The 16977-nt window shown below is 27.6% G+C and carries 17 protein-coding genes; 15 read left to right on the forward strand and 2 right to left on the reverse strand.

Going from position 1 to position 16977, the window contains the following annotated elements:
• Nucleotides 1-41 precede the first annotated feature (41 nt).
• Both T483_RS0125145 and T483_RS0125150 read left to right on the forward strand, forming a co-directional pair.
• A complete protein-coding gene (locus tag T483_RS0125145) occupies nucleotides 42-683 on the forward strand; it encodes an epoxyqueuosine reductase QueH (protein ID WP_026889311.1) in 642 nt (213 codons plus the stop codon).
• 83 nt (nucleotides 684-766) lie between these two features.
• Entirely contained in the window at nucleotides 767-1324 is a 558-nt protein-coding gene (locus tag T483_RS0125150; protein WP_026889312.1) for a DUF3867 domain-containing protein, read from the forward strand.
• Between the two features lie 279 nt (nucleotides 1325-1603).
• Here the strand turns inward: T483_RS0125150 and T483_RS0125155 are convergent, their stop codons facing one another.
• A complete protein-coding gene (locus tag T483_RS0125155; RefSeq protein WP_026889313.1) occupies nucleotides 1604-2578 on the reverse strand; it encodes an alpha/beta hydrolase in 975 nt (324 codons plus the stop codon).
• 373 nt (nucleotides 2579-2951) lie between these two features.
• On the opposite strand from T483_RS0125155, the gene T483_RS0125160 reads away from it, so the two are divergent.
• From T483_RS0125160 to T483_RS0125185, 6 genes are all read left to right on the forward strand, one after another.
• Nucleotides 2952-3890 (forward strand): DUF6414 family protein, encoded by a 939-nt coding sequence (locus T483_RS0125160; protein WP_026889314.1) that lies wholly within the window; start codon nucleotides 2952-2954, stop codon nucleotides 3888-3890.
• Between the two features lie 160 nt (nucleotides 3891-4050).
• Entirely contained in the window at nucleotides 4051-5508 is a 1458-nt protein-coding gene (gene thrC / locus T483_RS0125165; protein ID WP_026889315.1) for a threonine synthase, read from the forward strand.
• An 11-nt stretch (nucleotides 5509-5519) separates the two neighbouring features.
• Nucleotides 5520-6416, forward strand: coding sequence for a homoserine kinase (gene thrB / locus T483_RS0125170; RefSeq protein WP_026889316.1), 897 nt, complete (start codon nucleotides 5520-5522; stop codon nucleotides 6414-6416).
• Complete coding sequence (locus tag T483_RS0125175) at nucleotides 6416-6853, forward strand: ACT domain-containing protein (RefSeq protein WP_026889317.1); 438 nt, start codon at nucleotides 6416-6418, stop codon at nucleotides 6851-6853. Before thrB ends, T483_RS0125175 begins: the two co-directional genes overlap by 1 nt.
• A 426-nt stretch (nucleotides 6854-7279) precedes the next feature.
• Entirely contained in the window at nucleotides 7280-7834 is a 555-nt protein-coding gene (locus tag T483_RS0125180) for a hypothetical protein (RefSeq protein ID WP_026889318.1), read from the forward strand.
• A 442-nt stretch (nucleotides 7835-8276) separates the two neighbouring features.
• Nucleotides 8277-8942 carry a hypothetical protein gene (locus T483_RS0125185; protein ID WP_026889319.1) on the forward strand — a complete coding sequence of 222 codons (666 nt, stop codon included), beginning with the start codon at nucleotides 8277-8279 and terminating at the stop codon, nucleotides 8940-8942.
• Nucleotides 8943-9191: 249 nt separating this feature from the next.
• Here T483_RS0125185 and T483_RS0125190 read toward each other — a convergent pair whose 3' ends face one another.
• On the reverse strand, nucleotides 9192-9533 hold the full coding sequence (locus tag T483_RS0125190) for a hypothetical protein (RefSeq protein WP_026889320.1): 342 nt from the start codon (nucleotides 9531-9533) through the stop codon (nucleotides 9192-9194).
• A 574-nt stretch (nucleotides 9534-10107) separates the two neighbouring features.
• Here T483_RS0125190 and T483_RS0125195 point away from each other — a divergent pair.
• The 7 genes from T483_RS0125195 (at nucleotide 10108) to T483_RS0125225 (ending at nucleotide 16809) form a co-directional block, all read left to right on the forward strand.
• Nucleotides 10108-11247, forward strand: coding sequence for an acyltransferase (locus T483_RS0125195; RefSeq protein ID WP_026889321.1), 1140 nt, complete (start codon nucleotides 10108-10110; stop codon nucleotides 11245-11247).
• A 493-nt stretch (nucleotides 11248-11740) separates the two neighbouring features.
• Nucleotides 11741-11878, forward strand: a complete 138-nt coding sequence (locus T483_RS31810; RefSeq protein WP_196244924.1) for a hypothetical protein — start codon at nucleotides 11741-11743, stop codon at nucleotides 11876-11878.
• 216 nt (nucleotides 11879-12094) lie between these two features.
• Nucleotides 12095-13174 carry an anti-sigma-I factor RsgI family protein gene (locus tag T483_RS0125205; protein WP_026889322.1) on the forward strand — a complete coding sequence of 360 codons (1080 nt, stop codon included), beginning with the start codon at nucleotides 12095-12097 and terminating at the stop codon, nucleotides 13172-13174.
• 14 nt (nucleotides 13175-13188) lie between these two features.
• Entirely contained in the window at nucleotides 13189-13437 is a 249-nt protein-coding gene (locus T483_RS0125210; RefSeq protein ID WP_026889323.1) for a hypothetical protein, read from the forward strand.
• Between the two features lie 109 nt (nucleotides 13438-13546).
• Nucleotides 13547-14101, forward strand: coding sequence for a sigma-70 family RNA polymerase sigma factor (locus tag T483_RS0125215; RefSeq protein WP_026889324.1), 555 nt, complete (start codon nucleotides 13547-13549; stop codon nucleotides 14099-14101).
• A 1-nt stretch (nucleotide 14102) separates the two neighbouring features.
• Nucleotides 14103-15350, forward strand: a complete 1248-nt coding sequence (locus T483_RS0125220) for an anti-sigma-I factor RsgI family protein (protein ID WP_026889325.1) — start codon at nucleotides 14103-14105, stop codon at nucleotides 15348-15350.
• Between the two features lie 433 nt (nucleotides 15351-15783).
• Nucleotides 15784-16809: a hypothetical protein gene (locus T483_RS0125225; protein WP_026889326.1), complete on the forward strand. Its 1026-nt coding sequence runs from the start codon at nucleotides 15784-15786 to the stop codon at nucleotides 16807-16809.
• The last annotated feature ends 168 nt before the right edge of the window (nucleotides 16810-16977 follow it).

The following is a 16977-nucleotide window of genomic DNA, read 5'->3' on the forward strand; positions in this document are numbered from 1 at the left end:
AGAATATGTGTTAATAAACTTATAAAAGGAATGACTTACATATGAATAAAATTAATTATCAAAAGGAATTAGATTCTTTAATTGAAACTTTAGTAAAAAATGAAGAGATTCCAACCTTACTGCTTCATAGTTGCTGTGCACCTTGCAGCAGCTATGTGTTGGAATATTTGTCACAATATTTTAAGATAACGATCTTCTTTTATAATCCTAATATATACCCAATGGAGGAGTATACTAGAAGAGTTGCGGAACAAAAGGGTCTTATATCAGAAATGAAAGTCAAGAATGAAATAAGATTTATTGAAGGAAAATATGATACGGAAAGCTTTTATAAGAAATCTAAAGGTTTGGAAGAGGAAAAAGAAGGCGGAGTTAGATGTTTTAATTGTTATGAGTTAAGACTTAATGAAGCTGCTATCATGGCCAAGGAAAAAGGTTATGATTACTTTACAACAACATTATCTATAAGTCCTCATAAAAATTCTGCTAAATTAAACGAAATTGGTAAAAAATTATCCGAAGAACATGATGTAAAATATTTATATTCGGACTTTAAGAAGAAAGAAGGATATAAACGTTCTATAGAACTTTCTAAACAATATAAATTATATAGGCAAGATTATTGTGGATGTGTATTTTCTAAAAATGAAAGAATGAGTTATGATAATGAAAAAAACAAATAAGTAATTATGAAATAAAATATAATAAAAAAAGTACAACAGATAAATACTTAATATTATATAATAATACAAAGGAGAGGATTAATGTGTCTGATAAAATTATAGATTTTAATGAATTAAAAAATAAGGTCAAAGATAAAGACATAGATAAATTTGAAGAGTATATTTATTCTATGTATTATAAACTGGCAGAAGGCAAAATGAATATGTCTGATTTTTCTAGAAATATACTAACTTACATGGAAGAAAATAATATATCACAAGATAAATTGATAAATATACAAAAAAAGTTTTTAGAAAGATATGGAGTAGATCCTTCTTTAATTCAGGAACAATTTAAAATACCCGGATTTGACATGGGTGGCTCTAATTTGGACTATCAGACTATTAAAAAGACAATGAGTTTTCAGGAAAAATACAAAAGCAGAATATCTAATAAAACAATGTCCGAATATTTTATAAAAAATGAAAAAAATGATTTAAAGGTACTTCTAGAAAATTTAGATGTTATATTAGTTAGTGAGAAGAGTATAGACTTAAATGATAATGAGCTAAACGAATTTTTATGCTCGTATAAAAAAGTAATAGAGGATAAGAAAATAAATATAGTAATATGTGAAAATGTAAAAAATTACGAATATTAATTTCATAGTTAAATTATTAGATAAGACACACGAAGATAAATAACAACTCCAAGAGTACCATGGAATTTTTTTATATTCAGAAAAGTTCTGTATTGCGGCATGGATGCTCTTTTCATAAGTGCATAGCTGTTTTTTATAAGGTGTATATTTTGGTACTTTAAAAAGAGTAAAGGGTAAGCTGTAAAAAAAATTAAGGCATACCCTTATTTTTTATTCTTTTTTGTAGTAAAGCTAAATCTAAAGTGTTACATCATCTAAGGTTTTTTATAAATATTTGATTTATAAAGGCGAATTGAATATTACAAATTTAAGTAATCCCTCGGAAATATCTATAACATCATCTTTAGAGATATCTGATAAATCATGAGCGCTGCTATTTAATGTAATCAGCTTAGCTTTTGAGTGTTCCTGAACACATTTATCGTAAAGCTCCTTTGAACTTTCATAAGGAACCATATTATCTGAATTGCTATGAATTATCAAAGTATTTGGAGTTGCTTTGTTGACGTAAGTTATAGGATTATATTTTTCTATTACATCTTCTTTATTTGAAATAGAAGCAAAAATTTTTGATAAATCATAATTTAAATTTTGAGTATTTAATAGACTTAAATCAGTTGGTCCTGCAAAATCAATTAAGTATTTTACTTTTGAAGAATAATTGCTTAATTCGTTATCATCTATAAATTCATCATCACCACTGTAACTTGCCATGAGAGAAAGATGCGCACCGGATGAAACACCAATAATGCCTATTTCACTTGTATTAAGATTATAGGAATACTGATTTTTATTTATCCATCTTATAGTATCCTTGACATCGGAAATTTGTTTATTGAAATTTTCCTTTTCTTTCATAAGTTCATAGGAAGTACTTATAATTGTATAACCTTGTTCTCTAAAAGTATCGAGCACTGGACTTAGTGCATCAGGAATATTTTTATCTCCATAAGCCCAGCTTCCACCATGGACATACACAAGTACTGGTGAAGATTTATATACTTGATTTATTGGGCCGTAAATATCTAGCTTTAATGGGACACCATTAGTATTTTTATAAATAACATCTTTGTAATTCATTGAACTTGATGAGTTTTGAGTATTGAATTCCTGTATTGTCCATACATGATTTTTTAAAGAAATATACTTATCAGCAATTCTGTACGATAACATAATTCTTTTGTAAAAAAGCAAACTAAAAACAAAAAGTACAATAAATAAAATCAAGAAAAATTTTTTGAAAAACTTCTTCATTAAATACCACATGCCTAATATTTAATAAAATTCATTCAGGTATTTATAACAATTTAGGCATATCTCCTTTCTGAAAAGACTTTATAATATTAAAATACTAATATAAATGGTCTAAAAGATGTCTGCAGGAAATAAGTATTTAAGTACACCTAAAGACTATATTAGAATTTCTATATTAACTAGAATTTATACTATAAATTTATATTACAAAAAATCTAAATAATTCGCAAATTAAAAACATTGCAATTTATTGGAAGAGTATAGATGTATTTTTAATAAAAATAAAAGTATAAATAATATTTTATATTAGTATGAATATGAATAATATATAAGAAGAAACGATTAGTTATCAGCCCTTTTGAAAGGAGTAGTTATGAGCAATCCTTTTGGTATACTTGTTTATATAGATGAAATTTTAGTTAGAAATTTATCATCTTTAGTTTTAACGGGATTTATAGAAACAATAACTAGAACTCAAGCTTTTGATAGAACATTATCAGCAGGGTTTCATGAAGGAGACAGAATAGAGAATTCTAATCAAGGAAGTGTTACAAGAATTGAGAGAAAAGGATTTAAGGATAAAAATGAATTAGATGCTAATAATAATTTTGAGCATCATCATATTGATAAAGAAATAGATGCAAGGCAATGCGTAAGAGAAGAAAGGCAAGTTAAAACTACTTATACTACATTCGTTTTAAATGGAAGTTTAATTAACTACTTTAATGAAAATAAGCAATTGCATCATAAAAATGAAAGGGATATAGAAAATAATAATATATATCCAGGGGACCTAATTGAGATTGAAGGAACAATTACTAATAAAAGTATCATGTCTTATATTGAAACCCTAATTAATTTGATAACAATATTTGGGTCTGAATACTTGGATGATTTAACTAAAGAATGTAATGTAAAAATAAATTTTTCAATGTGCTTAAAAATGCTGACTTATATGAAAAGTATTCTAGAAAATAATAATACCACGGATTTAATTATGAAGAGTGGAAATGGAACAATAATTCTAAATGTTAATAAAGATAATTTTATGAATAATAAATTTAATATGTTTGATAATATAAATTGTCCGTGCAGAGTTATAGGTAAAGTAATAAAAACATGTACTGAAGAGTGTGATTCCATAAGTTTACTGAGAAAAACGGGTCAAGAAGAATTTTATGAAAAATTTTTTGAGCAATTCACGCCTCTTATAGAGTGTTTAAAGAAAAATGATATTTTTGTACCAGAGTGCCCAGATTTAAGAATTAATGAGTGTGCTATCCAAATAATGCCATTAAACATTTACATGTAAAAAAATATTATGATTTTCATGTGTTTTATGGAAAAACACTTGTGTATCCATAAAATACATGATAATATATATTACAGGTGGAATATGTTTATATATACTTAAATTTGTTAATAAATAAAGATATATTTTCATATTTAATACAATTTTGAGGTGATATTAAATGAAGTTTAGAAGTACTAGGGGCCTAGATAAGGACATAACGTCTGCTAGAGCAATAATTAATGGAATTTCAAAAGACGGTGGATTATATGTTCCAGACGAATTTCCTAAGGTCTATGATGAGTTGAAGAAAGACACACATATTAAATATGAAGATCTAGCATTTAAAGTTATCAATGAATTTTTCACAGATATTGATGATGCGGAATTAACTGGGGCAATTAACGACGCATATAATGATAGATTCAGTGTAGAAGTAAAGAAAAATTTTTTAGAATTATATCATGGGCCAACTTGTGCATTTAAGGACGCAGCATTGTTATTTTTACCACAAATAATGAAAAGAGCTAAAAGGATTTGTGATGTTAAAGAGGATATAACGATTCTTACAGCAACATCGGGAGATACAGGGAAAGCTGCACTTGAAGGATTTAAAAATGTTGATGGTTTTAAAGTTGTAGTTTATTATCCTAAGAATGGTGTTAGTGCAATTCAAGAAAGACAAATGTCAAGTCAAGAAGGGAACAATGTTAAGGTCATTGGAATAAAGGGGAATTTCGATGATGCTCAAACAGGCGTAAAAGAAATCCTCGGAGATGATGAATTTAGAGAAGGGCTATCTCAAAAAGGATTCATCTTATCATCGGCAAACTCCATTAATATTGGAAGATTAGTACCTCAAATAGTGTATTATTTTTATGGATATTTCAATTTAGTAAATCAAGGGGTAATACAAAAAGATGACGCTATAAATGTTGTAGTTCCAACAGGAAATTTTGGAAATATATTAGCAGGCTATTATGCTAAGCAAATGGGATTACCGATAGATAAATTTATATGCGCATCAAATGAAAATAAAGTTCTTACAGATTTTTTTGAAACAGGAGTATATGACAAGAAAAGAGAACTTGTTTTAACAGAATCACCATCTATGGATATACTTGTTTCATCTAATCTTGAAAGATTATTATTTGAAGCAAGTGGAAGAGATACTGAAGTTGTTAGTAAATTGATGGAAGATCTAACTACTAAAGGTGTTTATGAAGTGAATGAAAAAATTAAAAGCTTCATAAAAGAATTTTATGGAAACTTTGCAACTACAGAAGAAGTTTATGATGCTATAAAGGAAGTTTATCAAAAAGATAAGTACTTAATGGATACTCATACAGCAGTAGCATATGTAGTTAAAAAGAAATATGTAGAAGAAACTAAAGACGACAAACCAACTTTAATACTTTCAACAGCAAGTCCGTTTAAATTCCCAAGAAGTATTTGTAATGCACTTGATATTGATGTAGAGGGCGTAGATGATTTTAAAGTATTAAATAAATTATCTGATTCAACAAGTAATAAAATACCAAATAGTTTAAGTACTTTAGAAAATGCTAAAGTATTACATGATGAAGTTTGGGATAAGAGTGAGATGAGAGATGCTCTACTTTCTTACTTAAATTCATAGGGGATAAACATATGATTAGAGTTAGAGTACCAGCTACATCAGCAAATATGGGACCTGGATTTGACACGCTTGGAATAGCATTAAATCTGTATAACGATTTTGGATTCATGGAAATAGAAGATGGTTTGAAGTTTAATGGAATGCCAGAAGAGTTTTGTAATGAAGAAAATATCATTTATAAAGCAATGAAGTATTGTTTTGATAAAGCGGGCTATAAAATAAAAGGATTAGAAATAAGTGAAATTAAACAAGATGTTCCAGTATCAAGAGGTCTTGGAAGTAGCTCTACATGTATAGTTGGGGGACTAGTAGGAGCTAACGAAATCTTGGGGAAGAAGTTTTCAGAAGAAGAGTTGTTGGAGATGGCTGTAGAAATTGAAGGACATCCAGACAATGTTGCACCGGCCTTACTTGGGGGTATGGTTGTTGCAATAGTTAATGAAAACAAGACTTACTACGATAAGATAGATGTAAAAAATGGAGTCAAGTTTATTTCAATAATTCCTGATTTTAGATTATCTACTGAAGAGGCAAGAAAAGTGCTTCCGAAAGAAATAAGTTTAAAAGATGGAGTATATAACGTATCAAGAGCAGCTCTTATGGTTGCATGTTTTTCTAGCGGAAAATATGAACTATTAAAGTATGCATGTAAAGATGCCTTTCACCAAAATTACAGGAGTAAATTAATTCCTGGTTTTGAAGAGGTGTATAATAAGAGTTATGAATTAGGAGCGCTAGCTTGTTATTTAAGTGGAGCAGGTCCTACAATCATGGCAATTATCGATGAAAAGGATAAGCGCTTTAGCAATAAGCTTAAAGAATTCTTGCAAATAAAAGGATTGGAATGGAATATATTAGAGTTATCTTTAGATAATGCGGGGGCAACCATTATAGAAGGTACAAAATGATGAGTGGAGATTACTTAGTTATAGATAAAAGGGTTTTGCCCGATGTTTATGAAAAAGTTCTTTTTGCAAAAAAATTACTAAAAGATGGAAAAGTAAAAGAAATAACCGAAGCAGTGAAAATAGCAGGAATAAGTAGAAGTGTATATTATAAATACAAAGATTTTGTATTTGATTTTGCAGAAACTTCAGAGGGTAGAAAAGTTACTTACAATATTATATTTAAGAATGAAAAAGGGCTTTTGTCAAATATAAGTAATTATATTACAGAAAAAGGTGGAGACATCTTAACAATAAATCAAGGTATACCTCTAAATGGTTATGCTAATTTAAGTATAACCATAGATTTATCTACAGTAGATGGAGATATAAAAACATTAACAGAGGGCTTGCTTAACATAAGAAATGTTGAGAAGGTTGAATTTATAGGAATGGAATAGGAAGGGGAACCTTCCTATTTTAATTATATCAATCTAAAAAAGATTAATAAAATATAAAACCTGTTTAAAAATATGTTAGAAATACATTAAAGTTAGTAGAGATACGTTCTATGGATAACAAAGAGGTTTTTGGAATAACTAAAAGAGTACACAAATATCACATTATTCAGAAATGGAGGTGTGTTTTTTTATTCTCTAGGAATTTATATTCAAATTAAATATGTGGACATTGTGCTCCTTGAGAGTATAAGTTATGGAAAAGACAGATTAAGAAAGTTATGATTTGTAGAGAGAATAAAAAGGAAAATATATTCGCCTGTCAAATTTTTCTCACATGCGTTCGAAAGGGCAGATGCGTAAAAAAATCTCAAGATCCAAAGTCGCCTGCGATTTTGTTCTTGTTCAATATTAAGATGGAGTGATTTCATGATTAAAAATAAATATGAAAGTGATTATATAATTAAAAAGCTTGGGTTAAATAGAATGTCAGAAAAGATATTTACTGATAATTCAACTTTAGATGAACTTAAAAATTATTTAGAGGATAATACATATGGATATTATAATATAAGAGATAAATCTGCAGCAGGGGGTAAGTTTTTATATATGCTTACCAAAGATGAAGTATTGCTAAAAAGTAGAAAATATAAAAGATATGCAGTATATGAGAGTTTAGCTATTGCAGATGATAGATTAATATTACAAGGTGATATAGAGATAGATAGAGATTTTATTATGAGAGCATCATTAAGTGATATAAGAGGAATATCAAATAGAATTGCAATGGAAAAGCCAGTATACAATATTTATGATTATGATTTAAAAGAAAAAAGAGAGCCTTCCATAAGAGGATTATCTAAAGTTATAGATTACATATCGCAAAATTCTTTAATTGACATGGTAGTTGAGTTCTCTCTGTTTGAAATACCGGTTGGCATAGGCCAAGAAAATATAATAATTTGGGAATTAAGAAATTATTAAAAACAAGTGGTGAAGAATCATTTTGAAGGAGATTATAGAGTATTATTTCTTTATGAAAAAACAAATTTTGTTCTGCTATATGCCTATGTCATAATTTGTTTCTGATAAAAATAAAAGGCACTCATCATGAGCACCTATAAATAATTAGAGAAAGCAAAGTGGAAAGTTGAAACTCTAACTTATTTGATTACATTATAACATAAATCAAAGAAGATATGAATGCCTGGAGTAAAAAAACGATTTGGTATAAGTATTATAATTAGTTATTTCAAAACCAATTAAAGAAATTTCAAAAATATTGAAGTATTTGAAATATTTCAGTGTGTTTAAACTACAAAAAATACAATTATTTTTTCTGTCTACAAGTAATGACAAAAACTAACATATAAAAATGTTATAATTTAATTATAAAAGGGTTTGAAAATAAAAACGGGGTGAGAGAATGAGAGTATTATGTAATAATTGTGGTTTAAGATGTCATATTAAGGGATGGAAGGGGAGACTTGATGATTTATTAATCAAAAAGCAAAATAACTTATTAGATGACGAAGTAATTTGCTTAAGCCGATCTATTGATAATCTAATATCTGATTGTATATTTTGCAATACAAGTAATTTATATAGATCTAATCGAAGAGATACTGGTGAAAAAGATTCTATCTTATATTACTATGGAGAACAACATTTAATTGTTAATTTATATAATTACATAGAAGAAGGAATAAGAAATAAAGAAAATATTTATATTTCTGTTGATAAAAATCTTTACAAGAAATTGGAGAATCATCTTATAATCAATAGGATTGCTATGGAGAAATTTAAATTTGCATGTTTAAAAGATATGAAATTCGTGATTGAGAATAAAGGTGAATCTATTAAAATAGAAGAAGAAAAATCTAGATGGATAGTTCAGCCATCTTTGCAAAAACATTTTCTATATGCAGAGAGTACTTTAAACAAACATACTAAAGATTTGGATTTGGATATTCTATATATATATGATGCTTATGAGTATATTCACAGGAATATTAAAAGTGAATTAAGCTTTAAATTGTTAGAGAAAGGCCAATATTCGCTAAAAAGGGAAAGTCATGAATTATGGATATGAAAATAGTATGGAATTAAGAGTCTTTTATTTAAGGCTCTTTTTTAGTACTAAGAAAATTATAAAAAATTCAAGTCATAAAACTCAATTATTTCAATGGATTAAATAATATAAAAAGTTAAAAATATCACCACTAAGTGAGTGTGGTATAGCTACTTTTTAATACTAAGTAGTAAAATTATCAAGATTTTAGGAAAAGCTCCCATAAAGGAGGAGCTTGTATATATATATTTATAATTACAAAAAGAGTATCTATCTGCCATTTATATTTAGTGGTGAAAATGATATACTGCCATCTCCGATGATTATAATTCTATAATCATATTTCATAGGACGCATTACATATTTCATTGAATTTCCTTCGAATCTTATAGATTGTTGTATTCTTTTATTACCATCGAATATAATCATGAAAACTTCATTAGGAGAAAGATTTTGAACATTATACATAACATTTTGCATAATACTTAAATCTGATATAGTGTAAAATCCTTCCGAAAAGTTTTGAGGAAGAGATGCAGCAGTAGCAGTTGTTTTATTAATATTAAGTGTGATTAGTAAGATAATAGAAAGTACTAAAGTAAGTTTTTTCATTATTTAACCACCTTTCATAATTTAAATTCAAATATTAAACCGCTCAAATTTTATTATTAGAATTTAAATAAAATATATAACAGAAATATGTTAGAAGATTAATATTAATAATAGGAATTAATGAATAAAAAGTAAATGCATATATCAAGGATAGTTATTTCTTAGCATTCTATAATAAAAAGAATGCTAAGAAATATTATTGGAAATAGATTGATTATAAATCACTTGAAATTAAGTTTCCAATTTTTTGCGTAATATCAATAAGCTAAAAACATATAAATAAAAAAAGGAGAATTAGTTCCAAATAGATAGACCCCCCTTAGAAATGTATAGGGGATAGATTGGGGGGGGATTTTGCAAGATAATAAGTTAATCACTATTAGCAAAAATATTATTGAAAGCTTTCTTCTTTTCACTATATTTAGACCTAGGCATATTTAAGAGAATATTCAATAGAAAATCTAAATTGAAAATAAATGATATTATCATGGCAAATTATGATATAATTTATCAGGATAATAGAAAGTTTAAATATAAGCTATTAAGTTAGTTTTATCGACATGAGGTGTATGAAGTGGAAAATACAGAAAATGACGTGAGAATCAATGACGTTCCCAAGAAAGCTGGGAGAAGCTCTAATTTAGAATTATTAAGAATTTTAGCAATAATAATGATTATTGCACATCATTATTCTGTTCATGGTGGATGGGATATTCCGAACGAAGTAAGCTATAATAGAATCATTATTCAATTTTTAAGCTTGGGTGGAAAATTAGGTGTTAATTGCTTTATTTTAATTACAGGTTACTTTATGATTAACTCGAAATTTAATATGAAAAAGTTGATAAAAATTATAGGACAAGTTTTATTTTATTCTATAGTAATAATGCTATTCTTTAAATTATTCAAAATATATAATATAGGAATTAGAGAAACTGCTAAATCCTTTTTTCCAATAATATTTTCTAAGTATTGGTTTGCTACTGCTTATGTTGAGCTATATATTTTATCACCATATTTAAATAAGCTTATCAATTATTGTACGGAAAAAGAGCATAAGATATTGCTTGCCATACTGATTGTAGTGTTATCAGTTATACCTACTTTTACGAACTCCTTACCTGGGATTGATAACTTACCATGGTTTGTATTTTTGTATTTGGTTGCAAGCTATATAAGAAAATATCAGCATAATTTTTTTAATAGGGGAAAATTACTTTTACTAATATTTATCGGTAGCTACACCTTAATTATGCTTTCAGTAGTTATAATTGATTTATTCGCTTTAAAAATACCAGATTTTCCTTTTGATCCTACATTCTTAAGGGAGATGAACTCGCTACCAATGTTTGTTTGTTCGGTTTCATTATTTCTTTTTTTTAGGAAATTAGATATGGGAGCAAAAAAGATAATTAATAATATATCTGCAACTACATTTGGAATATATTTAATTCATGACAATAATCTTATTCGAAGTTATCTATGGGAACATATTGCTAAAAATAATTCGTTTTACAATTCAAGATGGTTGTCGATTCATGCTATAATTACTATTTTGCTTGTGTTTTGCGTATGTATGATTGTTGAAAGTGTAAGGATTAATTTTATTGAAAAACCGGTTTTGAAATTATGGGATAGGAAATTAGAGCGTAAATTCCTAAACAAAAGTAGAAAGTATGTAGATAGGCCTTTCACACAACATATCTCAAGTTAAAGCTGACAATTGTATTATTTAGATTTTATTAGTGCTATTAACTAAAAGTTATATTAAATTGTTAAGAGGCGCAGACTTGGAAATTACTAATATTTCCGAGTTTGTTTTTTTGTGTTCAAAAGTATAAAAAATTAATTCTTTTGAAGCGGTTTAAGGATTAGTGTAAGATTTGTTTTGATAGTATTAGGGAGTTTTCTTCACTAATTTCATGATCAGCTCAAATCCTGGTGGGATGAATCATAAGTTAGTATAAACTTGTAATGAGTGCGCATACTAAAGTCAAGAATAATATGATAAAATGAAAATTTAGATATAAGATATTATAAAAGAGGATTTTTAATTCATATTCCTTATATAATATATGTTAAAGTTGATAGTGTTAGTTAGATTAGTTTATATGTTATTTATAAATAGCATCCGCATGTCATTATGTGGTTTACTGATACAAGATTTTAATATGTGCTAAATCTAAAGGAGTTCAGGAGGAGTAATTATGACTAATAAACGTAAAGTTACTAAAAAGCAAATGGCATCGTTAGGATTAAAAAAGACTGAAAATGGAGATTATGATTACATAAATCCAAATGATACAAATTCAAAATATAAACCTGTAAGAAAAGAGCCAAAATAGTAGGGCTCTTTTTTTGAAATCAAATTTATTTGAATTTTATCAGCAGCATTGTCAGATTTCATAATAACAATACGAATTATATTATGAAAAGCAGAAAACAACTGACAGAAGTTTTATAGTATTCATTAAAACCAGGGTTTTAAACTTATTAACAGTAAACAAAAAATAGGTTTAGTTCATGTACAAGAAAATAGCTATTAGGAGGGATTATGTAATTTGGAAAATAAACTAGTTGAGAAATTAGATGATTTAAACATTAATGATACTAATTTGTTGTTATCGAAAGATATAAAGTTATCATTAGATGATATTACTATAAAAAGGATTGAAAAATTGGTTGGTAAAAAGACTGGTTATTATAAATCAAATAATACTTTTAAAGAAAAGATAAATTATATTTTAGGGGGAATTTACATGAAAAGAAAGATAGCTTTAGTACTATCTGTTGTAGCACTTTCAAGTTTAGGAGGGGGAGTATATGCCCATGCCAAAACGACTCCTGTAGCATACGTTAGTGTGGATATTAATCCAAGTATTGAATTATCAATAAATACATTTGATCAAGTCATTTCTGCGGAAGCATATAATGAAGATGGGGAAAAAGTATTGGAAGATACCAATCTAGTAAATAGCGATGTTGATGATGCTGTTAAAAATATTATTTCAAATGCAGTTTCAGATGGATATATAAAAGAAGACGGTACATCGGCAGTTGAAATTACTACAGCTACCGATAAAGATAATGTGGCAACGAAGTTAGATGAATCTTTAAAACAAATTGCTGACAAATCATTAGAAGAAAATAACATAGAAGCAACAGTTGAAACACAGAATGTTGCACTTGCAAGAAGAGATGAAGCAAGAAAGCTAGGAATAACTCCGGGTAAACTAAATTTGATACAAAAGCTACAGGAACTAGATTCAACTATAAATGTAGAAGATTATAAATCGAGCTCTGTAAAAGATATACAAAAGAAGGCTAAAGAATTAAAGAAGATCAATAATAATGAAGAGACTACTGTTAAAGATGATGGAAATACTGATGTTAACATAAAAAGTGATGCTAATCAAGATGCCGTTGCAGGTACAGAAGCGAAAATAAATAATTCTTCTCCTAAATCAAATGGAAACGGAAGTAGTAAGAAAGAAGAGATTAGTGATTCAGCTAGCAAAAAAGAAGAAAATGCCACAGCGGTTGAAAAATCAAAAGATAATTCAGCTAAAACTGAAAAACAAAGCGACAACAGTAATTCAAACTCACAGAATGGTAATAAAGATAAAAATAAAAATAACTAAGTAGTTTAAAATGAGTGGCTAATATAAAAAATAATAATAGCTGCTCATTTTTTTATTCTTTAGGGAACTATAATCAAGTCAAATTTGCAGACATTGTGTTCCTTGAGGGCATAAATTTTGAAAGTAGCAGAAAATACACAGTCTGTGAAGCGGATTTTGTTCTTATTATTGAAGAATCACTAGTAATAGCATTAATAGGATGTATCTATATATTTGATATATATTTCATAGAACAGGAGATAAAAGAAAATATAAGTATTTAATATTGATAATGTAAAAAGTATTATATTTTTTGAAATTTATTGTCAGATTTTATTGGCGTATTACGAACTGTATAATATATAACGAAATTTTAGGGGAAGAAGGTGCGTTTTGATTTCGGATATTGAATTATTAAAACTTTTGGATACGAAACAGGAAATAGGTCTTAAGAAGATGATGGATAACTACATGGCACTTATTTACACAATAATATTTAATAAACTTTCTGGAATGTATTCAAAAGAAGACATAGAAGAATGTGTGAGTGATGTGTTTTTTGAAGTATTTCATTATAAAAATAGAATTGATTTAGATAAGGGATCAATCAAGGCCTTTTTAGCAATTATAGCAAAAAGGAAAGCTATAGATATGTACAGAAAAAATAAAAATAATAATCATCTCCCAATAGACGATGTAGCACAAGAATTACATAGTGTTGTAGATGATGCAGCGCATTCAATTTTATTAAAAGAAAGCAATTCTGAACTTATAAATGCTATAAAATCATTAGGGGAACCTGATAGTGAAATAATTATAAGAAAATATTACTTACATCAAAGTTCGAAAGACATTTCAAGTGATTTGGGTTTAAAAGTTAATACAATTGATAAAAAAGTTTCTAGGTGTATAGAAAAACTAAAAAAATTATTGGGAGGAGGGAGATAAATTGGATGATAAATTATTTGAATTATTAGATGATTTAAACATTAAGGATACTGATTTATTATTAAATGAAAATATTAACATATCTATGGATTCATCTTCTAGACAACGTATTGAAGAATCTGTAAAGAAAAAAACTGGATACTTAAACAAGAAAAATAAACTTAACAATAAGATAAAAAATATTTTAGGGGGAACTTATATGAAGAGAAAAATAGCTTTAGCAGCATCTATTGCAGTAGCATTTAGTTTAGGAGGAGGAGTGTATGCCTATGCTAAAACTCCAGTTGCATACGTCAGTCTAGATATTAATCCAAGTGTTGAATTAGGAGTAAACGCTTTTGATACAGTAGTATCAGCAGAAGCATATAATGAAGATGGCGAAAAAGTTCTAGAAGGAACTGATTTAGTAAATTCTAAAGTTGGCGATGCAGTCGGCACGGTAATAACAAATGCCATATCAGATGGTTACATAAAGGAAGATAGTACAAATGTGACTACATCTGCAGCCGTTGAAATTACAGTATCTACAGATAAGGATGGTTTAGCAGATAAGTTAAATGAATCTTTAAAAGAAACTGCAGATGAAACATTAAAGAATAATGATGTGGAGGCAGAAGTTGAAACTGACAAAGTAGCGCTTGCAAGAAGAGATGAAGCAAGGCAACTTGGGATAACTCCAGGAAAATTAAATCTTATACAAAAGCTTCAAGCATTAGATTCAAGCATTAAGGTAGAGGATTATAAATCGATTTCCGTTAAAGAAATACAAAAGAAAGCTAAAGAATTAAGAAAGATGGCTAAGAGTGATAATGATGTCATTGATGTAAATAATACTGTAGATGCTAATACGAATACTACAGATAGTAATACAAATGCTAACACTGAAACAGATGCAAATACAAGTAATAACGATTTAGATGCTAATGTAAATACTGGATCTACAGAAGAGGATACTACATTTACACAATCATCAATCGGAGCACAAAAGACTAAAGAGGCTAAGTCAGAAAAAGGCAATAATTCATGGAATGAGAAAAGTAACAATGGTAGTTTGAAAAAAGAAGAAAACAGTAATGCCGCAATTAAGCAAGAAGAAAACGAAGATAGGAAACATGAAAAGTCTTCAAAGGAATCTGAAAAAAAGAGTACTGGAACTCAAGAAAATAGTAATTCATCAAAATCAGAGAAAAGTAATAATGATAATTCAGGTTCTCAAGGTAAGGGTAATGGTAATGGTAAGAATAAATAGATTATAATCTAAACAGATATGTTAATTATAGAGATAAGATAATTTGGGTGAACAAACTATCTTATCTCTATTTATATTTTAAAACCCAAGAATAATATTATTTATAAATATGAAGAGACGAGTTCTAAATCATTAGTAATATGCATATACTTATCTAGTATTAACCGATGCAGTCACAAAATAAATTTAAACTTATTTTGTGATTGTATTTATTATGTGAACGCGTTAAAAATAGGAGAAAATTTAGATTTATATGTAGCAGATTATAAAAAAGAAATTTCTTTTGAAGAATGACGTTAGCACGAAAAATGTTTAATAAAATCAGGTGTATAAGCAAGTATGTTTGAATCATCATAAGAAGGGACTTGCTGTGCAAATTGAGGAACATTTTATATATAAGGTTATGTAGTAAGTGTTAAAGGGGAGAGTTTATATGGGAAAAAAATATGTAATGTTTGTTGATGAAAGAGGGGTTATAAGTTTAGATAAAAGTGAAAATCTTTCAATGATAGGGGTGATTTTTGAATATGATTATTGCACTGATTCAAAAGACGGTGAGTGTGAATTAAAAAGAAAATTAAATGAATATAAGAAAGAAAGTTTTGGAGATATATATTCTAATATACCAATAGATAATATAATACTAAAAGAGAAAGTCTACAAAAATATTAATAAAGTAATGATAAATGAATTTGTATATGGATTGCCAATTTTATTTAAGAAGTTAAGATTTAAGATCATTTCAAGTACGGTAAAACAAAATTTAAATAAAACGAATGATGCATATTTTATGGCGACACAAAGACTTTTAAGGAAATTTAATTCGTTTACTACTAAGAATAATGGGGAATCAGGTGGGGTAGTCATAGAAGCAAAAGAAGGAAATGTAAACTACAAAATTTTGCAAAACTTCTTTGATATATATAACAGTAGAAATACTAATTCAAGTATGCCGGATAATGTTCAGAATAAAATCAATACTTTTATTGTATCAGAAAAAAGTAATAAAACTTATGGCTCGGGGATAGAAATATTGAATATAATAAATAATATATTTTTTCGAGTCTTGAACGGAAAAAGAGAAATTGATGACGGATTGACATTATATACAGAGTATGATAACAGAGACAGGATATTTAGTGAACTTAAGCATAAAATATACAACGATATGGGAATGGGGATTTCAAGTGAACAATTACAAGCTATTTCTAACAGCTACGTTGAAAAATTTAGTAATGAATTGAAAGTATTAAAAGAGCAGTTAAAGCTTAAGGACGCTAGGATAAAGGAAAAAGAAAAAGAGATTAGTCAGCTTACTAATGAAATTAAATTATTAGCTAAACAGCTAGAAAGAGTTTTAGTAAATAGAAAAAATGATAATATAGTATCGAGAATTCTTTCGGATATAGATGTTACAGTTAGTGGGTTCGATAAAGTGATTACAGTTTCAAAAAATTAATTATTCGCAATTATATAATATATAATAAAGTCATATATAGAAATTTATAATAAAAATTTACTATAGCAAATTAAGAAATTTAAAATGCCTGAAAGAATCTTAAATGAAGCTTTTAGGCATTTTGCTTTGTAAAAAGCAAGTCAATAAAGTGTTAAAATTTTATAGACT

This window comes from Clostridium beijerinckii HUN142, from assembly GCF_000621745.1.
Taxonomy (GTDB): domain Bacteria; phylum Bacillota; class Clostridia; order Clostridiales; family Clostridiaceae; genus Clostridium; species Clostridium beijerinckii_A.

What these genes read in the sequence shown, in the direction of transcription:
- T483_RS0125145 (WP_026889311.1), top strand. Translation starts at nt 42, where the DNA reads ATGAATAAAATTAATTATCAAAAGGAATTAGATTCTTTAATTGAAACT.
- T483_RS0125155 (WP_026889313.1), bottom strand. Translation starts at nt 2,578, where the DNA reads ATGAAGAAGTTTTTCAAAAAATTTTTCTTGATTTTATTTATTGTACTT.
- T483_RS0125160 (WP_026889314.1), top strand. Translation starts at nt 2,952, where the DNA reads ATGAGCAATCCTTTTGGTATACTTGTTTATATAGATGAAATTTTAGTT.
- thrC (WP_026889315.1), top strand. Translation starts at nt 4,051, where the DNA reads ATGAAGTTTAGAAGTACTAGGGGCCTAGATAAGGACATAACGTCTGCT.
- thrB (WP_026889316.1), top strand. Translation starts at nt 5,520, where the DNA reads ATGATTAGAGTTAGAGTACCAGCTACATCAGCAAATATGGGACCTGGA.
- T483_RS0125175 (WP_026889317.1), top strand. Translation starts at nt 6,416, where the DNA reads ATGAGTGGAGATTACTTAGTTATAGATAAAAGGGTTTTGCCCGATGTT.
- T483_RS0125180 (WP_026889318.1), top strand. Translation starts at nt 7,280, where the DNA reads ATGATTAAAAATAAATATGAAAGTGATTATATAATTAAAAAGCTTGGG.
- T483_RS0125185 (WP_026889319.1), top strand. Translation starts at nt 8,277, where the DNA reads ATGAGAGTATTATGTAATAATTGTGGTTTAAGATGTCATATTAAGGGA.
- T483_RS0125190 (WP_026889320.1), bottom strand. Translation starts at nt 9,533, where the DNA reads ATGAAAAAACTTACTTTAGTACTTTCTATTATCTTACTAATCACACTT.
- T483_RS31810 (WP_196244924.1), top strand. Translation starts at nt 11,741, where the DNA reads ATGACTAATAAACGTAAAGTTACTAAAAAGCAAATGGCATCGTTAGGA.
- T483_RS0125225 (WP_026889326.1), top strand. Translation starts at nt 15,784, where the DNA reads ATGGGAAAAAAATATGTAATGTTTGTTGATGAAAGAGGGGTTATAAGT.